This window comes from Winogradskyella schleiferi (genome assembly GCF_013394655.1).
Taxonomy (GTDB): domain Bacteria; phylum Bacteroidota; class Bacteroidia; order Flavobacteriales; family Flavobacteriaceae; genus Winogradskyella; species Winogradskyella schleiferi.
Genome location: NZ_CP053351.1, coordinates 191,653 through 205,322 on the forward strand (window position 1 = coordinate 191,653; position 13,670 = coordinate 205,322).

15 protein-coding genes are annotated in these 13,670 nt (G+C 35.2%); all 15 read left to right on the forward strand.

The genetic code is table 11. The features are described 5' to 3' along the window. The first annotated feature begins 22 nt into the window (after positions 1 to 22). The 15 genes from HM990_RS00915 to HM990_RS00985 all read left to right on the forward strand — a co-directional run bounded on the left by HM990_RS00915 (position 23) and on the right by HM990_RS00985 (position 13,633). Positions 23 to 505 carry a DUF305 domain-containing protein gene (locus tag HM990_RS00915; RefSeq protein WP_026754892.1) on the forward strand — a complete coding sequence of 161 codons (483 nt, stop codon included), beginning with the start codon at positions 23 to 25 and terminating at the stop codon, positions 503 to 505. Between the two features lie 11 nt (positions 506 to 516). Then, the gene (locus HM990_RS00920) at positions 517 to 2,319 is read left to right on the forward strand and encodes an efflux RND transporter periplasmic adaptor subunit (protein WP_178987133.1); all 1,803 of its coding nucleotides are present in this window, start codon (positions 517 to 519) and stop codon (positions 2,317 to 2,319) included. A gap of 73 nt (positions 2,320 to 2,392) precedes the next feature. After that, positions 2,393 to 2,569: a hypothetical protein gene (locus tag HM990_RS00925; protein ID WP_169833977.1), complete on the forward strand. Its 177-nt coding sequence runs from the start codon at positions 2,393 to 2,395 to the stop codon at positions 2,567 to 2,569. 12 nt (positions 2,570 to 2,581) lie between these two features. Further along, positions 2,582 to 3,148, forward strand: coding sequence for a helix-turn-helix domain-containing protein (locus HM990_RS00930; protein WP_178987134.1), 567 nt, complete (start codon positions 2,582 to 2,584; stop codon positions 3,146 to 3,148). A gap of 118 nt (positions 3,149 to 3,266) precedes the next feature. Further along, on the forward strand, positions 3,267 to 3,638 hold the full coding sequence (locus HM990_RS00935) for an ArsR/SmtB family transcription factor (RefSeq protein WP_178987135.1): 372 nt from the start codon (positions 3,267 to 3,269) through the stop codon (positions 3,636 to 3,638). An 11-nt stretch (positions 3,639 to 3,649) separates the two neighbouring features. After that, entirely contained in the window at positions 3,650 to 4,246 is a 597-nt protein-coding gene (merTP, locus tag HM990_RS00940; RefSeq protein WP_178987136.1) for a mercuric transport protein MerTP, read from the forward strand. An 11-nt stretch (positions 4,247 to 4,257) separates the two neighbouring features. Next, on the forward strand, positions 4,258 to 5,235 hold the full coding sequence (locus HM990_RS00945) for a YncE family protein (protein ID WP_178987137.1): 978 nt from the start codon (positions 4,258 to 4,260) through the stop codon (positions 5,233 to 5,235). A gap of 17 nt (positions 5,236 to 5,252) precedes the next feature. Next, entirely contained in the window at positions 5,253 to 5,594 is a 342-nt protein-coding gene (locus HM990_RS00950) for a heavy-metal-associated domain-containing protein (RefSeq protein ID WP_178987138.1), read from the forward strand. 41 nt (positions 5,595 to 5,635) lie between these two features. Then, the gene (gene merA / locus HM990_RS00955; RefSeq protein WP_229719339.1) at positions 5,636 to 7,351 is read left to right on the forward strand and encodes a mercury(II) reductase; all 1,716 of its coding nucleotides are present in this window, start codon (positions 5,636 to 5,638) and stop codon (positions 7,349 to 7,351) included. A gap of 28 nt (positions 7,352 to 7,379) precedes the next feature. Next, a complete protein-coding gene (locus HM990_RS00960) occupies positions 7,380 to 8,726 on the forward strand; it encodes a dihydrolipoyl dehydrogenase family protein (RefSeq protein WP_178987139.1) in 1,347 nt (448 codons plus the stop codon). A 63-nt stretch (positions 8,727 to 8,789) separates the two neighbouring features. Then, positions 8,790 to 9,407: a class I SAM-dependent methyltransferase gene (locus HM990_RS00965; RefSeq protein WP_178987140.1), complete on the forward strand. Its 618-nt coding sequence runs from the start codon at positions 8,790 to 8,792 to the stop codon at positions 9,405 to 9,407. A gap of 26 nt (positions 9,408 to 9,433) precedes the next feature. Continuing rightward, positions 9,434 to 10,228, forward strand: coding sequence for a cation transporter (locus HM990_RS00970; RefSeq protein ID WP_178987141.1), 795 nt, complete (start codon positions 9,434 to 9,436; stop codon positions 10,226 to 10,228). A 119-nt stretch (positions 10,229 to 10,347) separates the two neighbouring features. Next, positions 10,348 to 12,606, forward strand: a complete 2,259-nt coding sequence (locus HM990_RS00975; RefSeq protein WP_178987142.1) for a heavy metal translocating P-type ATPase — start codon at positions 10,348 to 10,350, stop codon at positions 12,604 to 12,606. 20 nt (positions 12,607 to 12,626) lie between these two features. Continuing rightward, positions 12,627 to 12,839, forward strand: a complete 213-nt coding sequence (locus tag HM990_RS00980; protein WP_009778930.1) for a heavy-metal-associated domain-containing protein — start codon at positions 12,627 to 12,629, stop codon at positions 12,837 to 12,839. Between the two features lie 14 nt (positions 12,840 to 12,853). Then, entirely contained in the window at positions 12,854 to 13,633 is a 780-nt protein-coding gene (locus tag HM990_RS00985) for a M90 family metallopeptidase (RefSeq protein WP_178987143.1), read from the forward strand. Positions 13,634 to 13,670: the final 37 nt, after the last annotated feature.

Genomic DNA, 13,670 nt, shown 5'->3' on the forward strand with positions numbered 1-13,670 from the left:
GTCACACTAAAATCAATATATAATGGAAAATTCAAATCAAAATTCAAAAAAAAACAATTACACAAAATTTGTAGGTATGCTAGCGGCATCATTTGTGGCAATGTACATTACAATGTACCTAAACTCTTATCAATTAGATCACGTCTATTTTAGCCTTACTCGTTTTTATATGAGTTGCTTGGGTATTGCTGCTATGGCCATTATAATGTTTGTGGCGATGCGTAATATGTACCAAAACAAAAAGAAGAATATCGCCATTGTTTTGGGTAGCATTGTGCTATTTGTTGGTGCATTAGGATTGGTACGCGACCAGAAATCAACGGTAGGAGACATATTATGGATGAAAGCAATGATACCTCACCACTCTATTGCGATTTTAACAAGTGAGCGTGCTGATATCCAAGATCCAGAAGTTAAAAAGTTAGCTGAAGATATTATCAAGGCACAAGAAAAGGAAATTGCAGAAATGAAAGCAATGATAAAACGATTGGAAAATAACAAATAAATAAAATTAAAATGAATAAAAACATCATTTATATAGGTGTTGCCTTGATTGTTGGCCTGTTAGGCGGCTTTCTACTATTCGGTGGAGGTTCTGCGGACAAGGCAACAAATAATGTGAAAGACACCCACGACCATTCAGAAGAAATTGCTTCTAATCAAATGTGGACGTGTTCTATGCATCCACAGATTATGCAACCAGAACCTGGGGATTGTCCCATTTGTGGAATGGATTTAATTCCAGCCGAATCTGGTGCAGATGGCCTCAATGCCAATGAAATAAAAATGACCGATAACGCAATGGCACTGGCCAATATCCAAACATCACTTGTAGGAAAAGGACAAATGGGAAATAATTCCCTTAAATTATCTGGTAAGATTAAAGCTAATGAAGAGTCAAATGCCGTACAGGTTACCTATTTTGGAGGAAGAATAGAAAAACTGTACGTTAATTCTACAGGAGAACGTGTTGGAGCAGGACAACGCTTGGCAACTATTTATTCGCCAGAATTGGTTGCTGCACAGCAAGAACTGCTTACCGCTTCATCATTAAAAGAATCGCAACCAGAATTGTATAAGGCTGTTAGGAACAAACTTAAACTTTGGAAACTTTCAGAAAAGCAAATCAACGCCATAGAAACTGCTGGGAAAGTGCAAGAAAACTTTCCGGTTTTTGCAACCGTTTCAGGAACGGTAACAATGAAAATGGTAGAAGAAGGGGATTATTTAAAGCAAGGACAACCCTTATATAAAATTGCGAATCTCAATACAGTATGGGCAGAATTTGATGCTTATGAAAATCAAATTTCATCCTTAAAAGAAGGACAGACTATTAAATTGACCACAAATGCTTATCGCAATGAGGTTTTTGATGCAAAAGTCTCATTCATCGACCCCTTATTAAATTCTGCGACTAGAACGGTGGTTGTAAGAGCGGTCTTGCAAAATAAGAAAGACCTCTTTAAACCGGGAATGTTTGTGGAAGGGGTAATTGAGGGTACGCAAACAAGCACCGAGAATACCGTTTCCGTACCGTCAACCGCTGTTATGTGGACGGGAGAACGCTCTGTAGTCTATGTCAAAACAAACCCTAATGAAGCTATTTTTGAAATGAGGGAAGTTTTATTGGGCAATGCCAATGGCGATAGTTATACCATTCTTGAAGGTTTAAAGAATGGAGATGAAGTCGTAACTAACGGAACGTTTACCGTAGATGCCGCTGCACAATTACAGGGAAAAAAAAGTATGATGAATGCATCTGGTGGTAAAACAATGACAGGCCACGAAGGGCATTTGGGAATGCAAGAAGATAATTCTGGAGAAAATACAAATGAAGCCAACCATTCTCAAATGAAAGAAAGGATTGAAGTTTCAAACAAATTTCAGAATCAGTTAAAACAGGTTTTTGATGATTATATCCTTTTAAAAGATGCTTTGGTAAATGATGATGCCAAGGGCGCTCAACAGGCAGGAAAACAAATAAACCAATCCTTGAAAAAAGTGGATATGAAATTATTATCTGATGAAAAAGCACATAACCATTGGATGACGATTCAGAAAGAACTAAAGACCTCGGCTAATTCTATTGAGAACGAGTCAGATATAGCAACACAAAGAGCACATTTTAAACATCTTTCTGCGCATATGATAAGTAGCGTGCAACTTTTTGGGGTTAACGAAAATGTATATATCCAGTTTTGTCCAATGGCCGATAACAATAAGGGAGCTTATTGGATTAGTTTGGAAAAAGAGGTGCGAAACCCATATTATGGAGAGGCTATGGAAACCTGTGGAGAGGTAAAAGCAACCTTACAGTAAAACGAATTATGGATTAATCAAGTAATCTGAATAAGACCATAAATTAATTTTGGTTTTATCACGGCGAACGATAATGAGTGAAAGTAGAAGAAATAGAAGAAAAAATGACAGAAAGAAACATCAGCCTAAAAGTGATATTTCAAGAAAAGATAAAATTATCGCTTTAGTTGTGATAGTATTGATTTTTGTAGTTGCTGCAATAGCTGCTGTTTATTATTCTCTATACAAATCTGGATTAAAATTATTTTGAAACAAGTACTATATGAATGAGATTATCCATATTAAAAATATGGTCTGCCCAAGATGTATCTCGGCGGTATCTAATATTTTGGAACAACTTGAAATACTGTATGTTTCTATAAAATTGGGGGAGGTTAAATTAGTTTCTTCATTAAGTGTCCAGACCAAAAATGGTCTTTCCAAAGCGCTTCAAAATTCAGGTTTTAGTTTGATTGATGACCGTAAAAGTCAACTTATTGAACAAATGAAAACATTGGTTGTAGATAAAATCCATCATTCTTCCGAGGAGCTCGATTTCAAATGGGCAGATATTGTTACAGGCGAACTTCACTTGGACTACAAATATTTAAGTTCACTTTTTTCGTCGGTAGAAAGTATTACGTTCGAGCAGTACATCATAAACCAGAAGATTGAACGTGTTAAAGAACTTATAGTTTATGACGAATTAACCTTGAGTGAGATAGCTTTTAAACTTCATTATAGTAGTGTCGCGTATTTAAGCAATCAGTTTAAAAAGGTTACAGGAATGACACCTACACAGTTTAAAAAAAGCACAAATCAGAATCGCAAATCTTTGGATGAGATTTAATTAAAGTACTTTAAAAACGAAGAGTTGTTTAAAAGTTCACAGCTACTTATAATATTATTATTTAAGTATTTGCTTAAATAAGTAATTAACTGTATCTTTGCTCGTCTAAAGCATTAATATGAAACTAGAAATATCCTGTACAAGAGCTGAGGCTGACCATAAGCAGTTACTAAACTGTAGAACTACCATTGACGGTATGGCTAATGGTTTCGATAAAATATCGAAACTACTATCCATTTCAGGTAATGAGGTGCGCTTAAAAATCCTATTCTTATTAAATATGGAAAATGAACTATGTCCTTGTGATTTATCTGATATTTTAGGTATGAGTGTGCCAGCAGTTTCACAGCATATACGAAAAATGAAAGATGCAGGTATTATAAGCTCAAGGAGAGAAGGGCAAACCTTATACTATTCATTGAATGAGGATGAGACGGATATTCTGAATAGTATTTTTAAGTCAATCAAATTAGAAAGAAAAATAGCCTAAATTTTATAATAATGAAAACAGAAAAAACATCAAAAAATGCAGCATATACAGGTTTGTTTGCTGCTGTAGCCGCATCATCTTGTTGCATACCACCAGTTATTGCATTAATTGCAGGCGTTGGAGGAAGTGCTTCCGCTTTATCTTGGATGGAACCTTTTAGACCCTATTTAATTGGTGTCGCTATAGTAGCAATTGGATATGCGTGGTATGATTATTTAAAACCGAAAAAAGCAGAGGATTATTGTGAAGTAGATGCAAAACCAAAGTGGTTTCAAACCAAAGGATTTTTAATAGGAATTACGCTATTTGCGGCTATCTCAATTAGCTTTCCATATTACTCGCACATTTTTTATCCTGATAATAAGAAAGAAGTGGTTATAGTGAATCAATCTAACATTCAAACTTTAAATTTTGAGGTTGAAGGTATGACTTGCGCTTCTTGTGAACAACACGTAACGCACGCAGTTAATAATTTAGAAGGTATTGTAAATGTAAATGCTTCCTATGAAAAAGCTAACGCAAAAGTAGAATTCGATAATTCGAAAACTGCTAAAGAGGATATAGAAAAAGCAATTAATTCTACAGGTTATAAAGTAATTAATAAATAAAATTCTTAATTGTGAAAAATTATTTAACCATCTTTCTTTTTGCTTTTGTAATTACTTCTTGTAAAGAAAATAAAAAAGAAACGGATTCAACCGCAGTTGAAAATAAGCTAACTACACAGGATATCGATTATCCAGTTATTAAAGTTGGCAAAGGACCAGACGCCTTATTTCTAACACCCAATAAATCATTTTTATATGTTGCAAATGTGGAGGATACATTAATTTCAGTTATTGATACCCAAACAGATAAAGTATTAAAAAACATAGAAGGCATAAGGTATCCGTGGGGTTTTGTTCAGTTAGCAGAAAGTAATTTGGTTGCTGTTAGTGGTTACGATAAGCAAGTGGTTATCATTGATTTTGACAATCATACCATTCTAAAAGAAAAACTATTTGAAACTCATATAGGTGGAATTACTGCAAATAGAAAAGGAGATTTAATTTATGTAATAGCAATAGATGACAATAAAGTGTTGCAACTGGATGCTACTACTCTCAATATATTAAAAACATTCCCTACAGGAAAAGGACCAGATGGAATAGGCATCTCGGAGAATGATTCAAAGCTGTTTGTTACCAATACGGAAGATGGAAGCATTTCTGTGATTAATATAGAAACAGGAAAAAAATCCATCATTAAAACAGGTGGAAAACCAGAACTTATACACGGAAACAAAGACCATTCACTATTATATATAAGTAATTTCTTTGGAAACAAAATTCATATTATAGATACCGAAAAAGGAGAAATTGTAAAGGAAATAGAAGGTGTAAAAACACCAGAAGAAGCAGTCTTATCCAAAGATGAAAATATATTATACGTTGTAAGTTTTGCTTTGTCAGAAGTTTTCGTGTATGATGCGGTTACACTCGAAAAGCAATCTGTTACTTATAAAACAGGTAATAAACCCATTGGCGTAATGCCCGTTGGCAACAAATTATATGTTTCTAATTATGGAGACAATTCAATATCAATAATCAGTAAATAACCTTAAAATAAATAGTTATGAAAAATATTATTTTAATTCCCATTCTAGCTTTAGTTCTGTTTTCTGTTGAAGCCACCGCACAAAACAAAAACTTGGAAACACAAAAAGTCGAAACGTCTGTAGATGAACAAAATTTGACAACTATTCAGTTCAAAATAACAGGAATAACCTGTGCTGGTTGTTCTAACGGTATCTATAAAGCAGTTAAAGCGGTTGATGGTGTTACTGAGCATTCTGTTGAATACCCAGGCGACATTGCGGTTATACAATTTGATAGAACAAAGACGAGTATCGAAGCCTTAAAAGCTGTAATTGAGAAGAAAGGGTATAAAGTAGAATTACTAAAGGATAAAGCATAGATTTTAACCTTTATCATTTAACCAAACAACTAATTACAATAATGAGAGATAACGAAAACAAAGATTTAAAAACCATATCATTAGAAATAAGTGGGATGACTTGTAGCGGTTGTTCTTCGCATATCGAAAAAGATATGAATAAGACCAATGGTATTATTAGTAGCAATGTAAGTCACGAAACAGGAAAAGGCGAATTTACTTTTGATACCAATAAAACGGATAAAGAAGAATTAATCGATGCAGTAAATAGCATTGGTAATTATTCTGTTGTAAATGGCATTGAAAAAGAGGATTCTTTCTCTTCAACTTCTCATATTACAACCTCTAAAGAATCCGAAAAAAACAAAAACCAATTTGATTTAATTGTTATTGGTGGTGGTTCTGCTGCATTTTCAGCAGCGATAAAAGCTGAAAGTTTAGGGCTTACGACACTAATGGTAAATGGTGGATTAGATTTTGGGGGTACTTGTGTAAATGTAGGATGTGTTCCTTCAAAAAACTTAATTAGAGCTGCCGAAACTGCATATCACGCTACACATTCTAATTTTAAGGGTATTAAACCAAGAGGTGTAGATATTGATTTTAAACAAATTATTAAAGATAAAAAAGAGTTGGTTTCCGCGTTACAGCAACAAAAATATATGGATGTTGTAAGTGATTTTGAAAATCTAACAATGCTAAAGGGGTGGGCTGAATTTGTAGATAAGAACACAATTATTGTGAATAATAAAGATAAATACAGCGCAACGAACATTGTCATAGCTACCGGAGCTACAACAAACATTCCAAACATTGAAGGCTTAAATGAAGTAGGCTATTTAACCAATGCTTCTTTATTTGATTTAGAAGAAAAACCTGAAAGCTTAACCATTATGGGAGCTGGATATATTGGATTAGAAATAGCACAAGCTTATAGCCGATTGGGTGTAAAAGTGCGTATTATAGAATTTACAGATAGACCATTACGTAGTCAAACTATTGATATTACTGATGTTTTAGTAGAGCAAATGAAAAGTGAAGGTATTGAGATTTTACCAAATTTCAGAGCCTTTAAATTCGAAAAAAGAGGTAATGATACTATCATTCATTGCAACTGCCCTGATGGTTCAACAACTCAAATCATTGAGAAAGGACATATTGTTGTAGCCACCGGAACAAAGCCCAATACCACTAAATTAGGTTTTGAAAATAGTGATATTAATTTAACAAAAAGCGGACACATTCTTGTTAATGAAAAAATGGAAACCAATGTTTCTAATATATATGCCGCAGGAGATGTAACAAACACACCGCCATTTGTTTATACAGCTGCCACCGAAGGTAATACAGCAGTAAACAATGCATTTTCATTGTCAAAAAGTAGTATAGATTATTCCTCTTTACCGTGGGTAGTATTTACCGACCCTCAAATTGCAGGTGCTGGAATGGATGAAATAGAAGCGGAAGCAAAAGGCATTCCTTTTGAAGTGAGTAAATTAGACTTAAAGCACGTTCCTAGAGCATTGGCAGCACAAGATACAAGAGGCTTCATTAAATTGATTCGTAATCCTGAAACCGATAAGCTAATAGGTGCTAGAGTGATTGCGCCAGAAGGTGGCGAACTTATTCAACAATTAAGTATGGCGATTAAGTTTGGCATTACAGTAAAAGATTTAGCTGAAAGTTTTTACCCTTATTTAACATTAGGAGAAGGAATCAAATTAGCAGCGATTACTTTTGGCAAAGACGTTTCTAAATTGAGTTGCTGTGCAAGCTAGTTTAGCTAAACAAGAAAATAATTTTTATATGAAAAATTACGATGTATTTATAATTGGTTCTGGTATGGCAGGAATGACCATCGCCAATAAATGCGCCTCAAAAGGCTTGACAGTCGGAATAACGGATGAATTACCTTATGGTGGCACTTGTGCATTGAGAGGTTGTGACCCAAAAAAAGTGATTATAGGCGCTACGGAAGTTCGAGACTTTGCTAAAAGGCTTAAAGGTTACGGCATTGATACCATACCTAAAGTCAATTGGAAGGACATTATGGCCTTTAAACAATCCTTTGTGGATGAAATGCCACCAAAAATTGAAAAAGGATATAAAAAGAACGGAATATACACCTTTCATAGTTCAGCAAAATTCCTGTCAGAAAACACATTGGAAGTTGGAACAGACAAAATAAAGGCTAACAAAATTGTAATCGCATCGGGTTCCAAGCCAAGGGTTTTAGAATTTGAAGGTGGTCATTATGCAAAATCCAGTACCGATTTCTTGAATTTAGCAAAATTGCCAAAATCTTTAGTATTCATCGGTGGTGGATATATCGCTTTTGAGTTTGCACATATAGCGGCTCGATGTGGAGCAGAAGTAACTATTGTTCATCGTGGAGAAAACCCCTTGGAAAATTTTGAACAGGATATTGTAAAACATCTTGTTTCTACCACAAAAGAATTAGGTATAAAACTCATTCTTAATACAGATGTTACGGCTATTGAGAAAGTGGATAACCAGTATCGAGTAAAAGGTAAATCCGCAGATAAAACAGCATATTTTGAAGCCGAAGCTGTCTTTAATTCTGCCGGCCGTCCACCAGCAATATTTGATTTAAATTTAGACAAAGCCAACATAGCCTTTACTAAAAAAGGTGTTACGGTAGACAAATACCTTCAAAGTACTTCAAACCCTCATATTTATGTAGCGGGCGATGCCGCAGATTCAGAAGGTTTGCCTTTAACGCCAGTTGCGGTTTTGGAGGGTCATACGGTTGCTTCAAATATAATCAAGGGCAATTCTAAAGAAATAAGTTACCCACCAATGCCAACGGTAGTTTTTATATTGCCTACAATGGCGTCTGTTGGCTATTCTGAATCGAAAGCGAAAGCGCTGAACTACAATATTCAGGTAAATTATAAAGAGGTTGGCAATTGGTTCAATGCCAAACGTTTGAATGTAGAAGAATATGCGTTCAAAACTATAATTGACGTAGAAACCCAAACAATTTTGGGAGCGCATTTAATCGGTCCGCATACAGAAGAAACCATAAATCTCTTCGCAATGGCCATAAAAACAAAAATGAAGGTTAATGATATTAGAACAATGATTTTTTCATATCCAACTTTGGCTTCAGACATACCACATATGCTTTAGTTAAAAAATGAATGCAAACCATATAAGACCGTGAGTCATAAGTTTAAAACAAAAGATATAGCGATGAAATTAGATAGAAAGAAACATTGGGAGACAGTTTATGAAACTAAAAGCCCAGACCAAGTAAGCTGGACACAGGAATCGCCTAAAACTTCGCTTGAATTTATACATTCATTCGGATTAAATAAATCTGCAAAAATAATAGATATTGGTGGTGGAGATAGCAAACTTGTCGATTACTTACTTGATGAAGGATTTGAAAATGTGACTGTACTTGACATTTCGGCTAAATCACTCGAAAAAGCAAAAGGCCGACTTGGAGAAAAAGCAAATAAAGTAAATTGGATTGTAAGCGACATTACAGAATTCGAACCCAATATGACTTTTGATGTTTGGCACGACAGAGCAACCTTTCATTTTCTTACAACGCCTGAACAAATAACAAAATATATAAAAACTGCAAGAAAATCTGTAAACGGATTCCTGACAATTGGAACCTTTTCCAAAAATGGACCTGAAAAATGTAGCGGTCTCGAAATAAAACAATACAATGAAGACGAATTAACATTAAAGTTGAAAAATGGATTTGACAAAATTAAGTGTGTAACGGAAGACCACTTAACACCATTTGACACAACGCAGGATTTCTTGTTTTGTAGTTTTAAAAGACAATTGAACTAAAAAATCAGTGGCTAACAAAGAACCGAGTGAATAAAACAGTATTTGAAATTACCAAAATGGATTGTCCATCGGAGGAAAATCTAATTCGAATGAAATTAGACGGCATCCCGAACATTGCGAATTTGGACTTTGATATTCCTAACCGAAAATTAACCGTTTTTCACAGCGGTAAAATTGACCAAATCGAAAAATTTATCATCGAACTGAAATTAGGTGGAAAGAAAATTTTAACGGAACAAACCGACCAAACGGACTTTAAAGAAAACACCAGCCAAAAAAAGCTACTTTGGTCTGTACTTATAATCAATTTTGCTTTTTTCATTATCGAAATGACGACAGGAATTATCTCAAAATCTATGGGGCTTGTTGCAGACAGTTTAGATATGCTTGCCGACAGTTTCGTTTACGGAATTAGTTTGTTTGCGGTTGGCGGAACATTAATAAAGAAAAAACGGATTGCCAAACTGGCTGGATATTTTCAAATCACACTTGCCGTTATCGGATTTGTGGAAGTTTTAAGGAGGTTTTTTGGAGACGAGAAACTTCCCGATTTTACAACAATGATTATCGTTTCTATTTTTGCACTTATCGCAAACGGAATTTGTCTTTACATTTTACAAAAGTCAAAAAGTAAAGACGAGGCACATATGAAAGCAAGTATGATTTTTACCTCAAATGATGTAATTATAAATACAGGTGTAATTATTGCAGGACTTTTAGTTTACTGGTTGAATTCTAATAAGCCAGATTTGATTGTGGGAACAATAGTCTTTATTTTAGTTATTCAAGGTGCTTTTAGGATATTAAAGTTAAGTAAGTAATAATATATAAATGCCGATATTCTTTTAATCGGTTAATTCTACAAATCATTCAGCCTAAAACATAACAGATTAAAGTCCTTTAATTCTGAAATTTGTACTCTACAAGTAAGAATAGGATTATGGAGACAATTAACGTATTTGAAACTAAAGAAAAGAACCACAAACAGGGTATAAAAGAATCATTCCCTGTTACAGGAATGACCTGCGCATCGTGTGCATCAAGCGTTGAATCTGTATTAAAACACACAGAAGGTGTGTTTGATGCAAGTGTTAATTTTGCCAATAGTTCCGTTCTTGTGGAATATGACAAGGAGTTGAGTCCAAATCAACTTCAAAACGCACTTCGTGAGGTCGGCTATGACATTATTATTGATTCCGAAGACCCTTCGGAAGTACAACAAGAACTTCAGCAAAAGCATTATCAGGACATAAAAAAACGTACTATCTGGTCGGCCATACTTACCCTTCCCATTTTTGTATTAGGAATGTTTTTTATGCAATGGGAACCAGGTAAGTGGATTTCTTTGGTGTTAACTTTTCCAATTCTTTTTTGGTTCGGTCGTAGCTTTTTCCTCAATGCTTTCAAGCAAGCCAAACATGGTAAAGCAAATATGGATACCTTGGTAGCTTTGAGCACAGGAATCGCTTTTATCTTTAGTGTATTCAATACCTTTTTTCCAGAATTTTGGTTGAGTCGTGGTATTGAGCCTCACGTTTATTATGAAGCCGCTACGGTAATTATAACTTTTATTTCCTTGGGAAAATTATTGGAGGAAAAGGCAAAATCAAATACTTCTTCGGCCATTAAAAAACTTATGGGATTACAACCCAAAACGCTAAAAATTATTGAGAATGGGGAAGAAAAAGAAATTCCAATTTCTTCTGTACAAGTTGGTCAGACCATTTTGGTACGTCCCGGAGAAAAGATTCCTGTAGATGGAGAAGTTTCCAAAGGAAGCTCGTATGTTGATGAAAGTATGATAACGGGAGAACCTGTTCCCGTTCAGAAATCCCAAGGGGAAAAGGTCTTCGCTGGTACGGTTAATCAAAAAGGAAGCTTTCAATTTACCGCTGAAAAAGTTGGTGGAGAAACCTTGCTTTCCCAAATCATTAAAATGGTTCAGCAAGCGCAAGGGAGTAAGGCACCCGTTCAAAAACTGGTCGATAAGATTGCCGGTATTTTCGTTCCTGTGGTATTGGGTATTTCCATTGTAACCTTTATCGTCTGGATGTCCGTAGGAGGCGATAATGCCTTTTCACAAGCATTATTGACCTCTGTAGCCGTATTGGTTATCGCTTGCCCCTGTGCCTTGGGCTTGGCAACGCCAACTGCCATAATGGTGGGTATCGGTAAGGGAGCTGAAAATAATATTTTGATAAAGGATGCCGAAAGTCTGGAGCTTGGCCATAAAGTGAATGCAGTAATCCTTGATAAAACGGGTACGATTACGGAAGGAAAACCTTTGGTAACCGATATACTCTGGAAGGACAAGATTGAAAATCAGAACGATTACAAGGAAATTCTCTTGGCTATCGAAGCACAATCGGAACATCCCTTGGCAGAAGCGGTCGTCAATCATTTGAAAGAAGAAAATATTGAACAAGCAGAAATTACTTCCTTCGAAAGCATTACCGGAAAAGGTGTAAAGGCGCAATCGGAGAATGGTTCAAAATATTATGTGGGCAACCATAAACTAATGGTCGAAAAAGATATTCAAATAGACGCTTCTTTAATGCAAACAGCGGAAAGTCTCGAAGAAAAGGCAAAAACGGTCATATTCTTTGCTAACGAACATCAAGTGCTTGCGATACTGGCCATTGCAGACAAGATTAAAGAAACTTCAAAAAAAGCCATAGCTACGCTTCAAGAAAGAGGTGTCGAGGTCTATATGCTTACAGGAGATAATAATAAAACCGCATCTGCTGTCGCAAAACAAGTAGGAATAACAAATTACCAAGGCGAAGTAATGCCTTCGGACAAGGCAGCTTTTGTTGAAAAATTGCAGGCGGACGGAAAGATAGTCGCAATGGTTGGCGATGGTATTAATGATTCCCAGGCTTTGGCGCAAGCCAATGTGAGTATTGCAATGGGAAAAGGTTCAGATATAGCGATGGACGTAGCAAAAATGACCTTGATAACATCAGATTTACAATCCATTCCAAAAGCATTGGAACTGTCAAAAAGAACTGTTTTGGGCATACGTCAGAACTTATTTTGGGCATTCATTTACAACATCATTGGTATTCCAATCGCAGCAGGGGTTCTTTATCCCGTAAATGGATTTTTATTAGACCCGATGATTGCAGGTGCAGCAATGGCATTCAGTAGTGTATCCGTTGTTGCAAATAGCTTAAGACTTAAACGAGTAAAACTTTAATAATAAATAAATTCAATACTATGAAAACTTTAAAATTTAAAACAAATATCAATTGTGGTGGGTGTGTATCGAAAGTAACCCCTTTTTTAAACAAACAAGAAGGTGTAGAAAGTTGGGAAGTAGATACCTCTAATCCTGATAAAATCCTAACCATTGAAAGCGATGGTGCAACCGAAGAAGACGTAAAATCAACTTTGCAAAAAGTAGGATTTAAGGCGGAACCTGTAGACTAATACGTTTTTTTAATATGGCTTACATTTTAATTTCAGTTGTGATTGTTCTCTTTGCTGTTCATTTTTATAGAAAAGCGAAACGCCATAGTGTAAATTCATTTCCAGAGGATTGGCACAAATTACTGATGGATAATGTGCTGTTTTATAGAAACCTTTCAAAAGATAGGCAGCTTATTTTTCAGCAAAAAATGATGCAATTTTTAAGTGAGGTCTATATCGATGCTGTGCAGTTTGAATTGGAAGAATTGGATAAGATTTTAATTGCGGCAAGCGCAGTAATCCCTGTTTTTGGTTTTAAAGAATGGCATTACACCAACTTAAGCGGTATCCTTTTATATCCAGATTATTTTAATGAGGATATGCAATTTAGTAGTAAGGATAACTCAAGAAATATTGGTGGAATAGTTGGGAATGGACGTTTTGAGAAGCAAATGATTTTATCTAAAAAAGCATTGTACCACGGCTTTAAAAACACAACCGATAAAAGTAATACTGGCATACACGAATTTGTGCATCTTATTGATAAGCTGGATGATAGTACAGATGGAGTTCCAGAGCGATTATTAGAACATCAATATGCATTACCTTGGTTGAATTTAATTCATAAGGAAATGGAAGCCATAAACGATAATCATTCTGATATCCGAAAATATGGAGGTACAAATCAAGCTGAATTTTTTGCAGTAGCTTCAGAATATTTCTTCGAGCGTCCAGACTTACTCAAAAAGAAACATCCTGACCTATATAAAATGTTGGTAAAATGTTTCAATCAAAAATTAGCGGATCCAATTTAAATTTAATTCCTATTTAGGAAAGACTAAATTTTTAATT

Excerpts from the sequence above, each read along its gene's own strand:
- HM990_RS00915 (WP_026754892.1), top strand. The coding sequence starts at position 23 with ATGGAAAATTCAAATCAAAATTCAAAAAAAAACAATTACACAAAATTT.
- HM990_RS00920 (WP_178987133.1), top strand. The coding sequence starts at position 517 with ATGAATAAAAACATCATTTATATAGGTGTTGCCTTGATTGTTGGCCTG.
- HM990_RS00925 (WP_169833977.1), top strand. The coding sequence starts at position 2,393 with ATGAGTGAAAGTAGAAGAAATAGAAGAAAAAATGACAGAAAGAAACAT.
- HM990_RS00930 (WP_178987134.1), top strand. The coding sequence starts at position 2,582 with ATGAATGAGATTATCCATATTAAAAATATGGTCTGCCCAAGATGTATC.
- HM990_RS00935 (WP_178987135.1), top strand. The coding sequence starts at position 3,267 with ATGAAACTAGAAATATCCTGTACAAGAGCTGAGGCTGACCATAAGCAG.
- merTP (WP_178987136.1), top strand. The coding sequence starts at position 3,650 with ATGAAAACAGAAAAAACATCAAAAAATGCAGCATATACAGGTTTGTTT.
- HM990_RS00950 (WP_178987138.1), top strand. The coding sequence starts at position 5,253 with ATGAAAAATATTATTTTAATTCCCATTCTAGCTTTAGTTCTGTTTTCT.
- merA (WP_229719339.1), top strand. The coding sequence starts at position 5,636 with ATGAGAGATAACGAAAACAAAGATTTAAAAACCATATCATTAGAAATA.
- HM990_RS00960 (WP_178987139.1), top strand. The coding sequence starts at position 7,380 with ATGAAAAATTACGATGTATTTATAATTGGTTCTGGTATGGCAGGAATG.
- HM990_RS00965 (WP_178987140.1), top strand. The coding sequence starts at position 8,790 with ATGAAATTAGATAGAAAGAAACATTGGGAGACAGTTTATGAAACTAAA.
- HM990_RS00975 (WP_178987142.1), top strand. The coding sequence starts at position 10,348 with ATGGAGACAATTAACGTATTTGAAACTAAAGAAAAGAACCACAAACAG.
- HM990_RS00980 (WP_009778930.1), top strand. The coding sequence starts at position 12,627 with ATGAAAACTTTAAAATTTAAAACAAATATCAATTGTGGTGGGTGTGTA.
- HM990_RS00985 (WP_178987143.1), top strand. The coding sequence starts at position 12,854 with ATGGCTTACATTTTAATTTCAGTTGTGATTGTTCTCTTTGCTGTTCAT.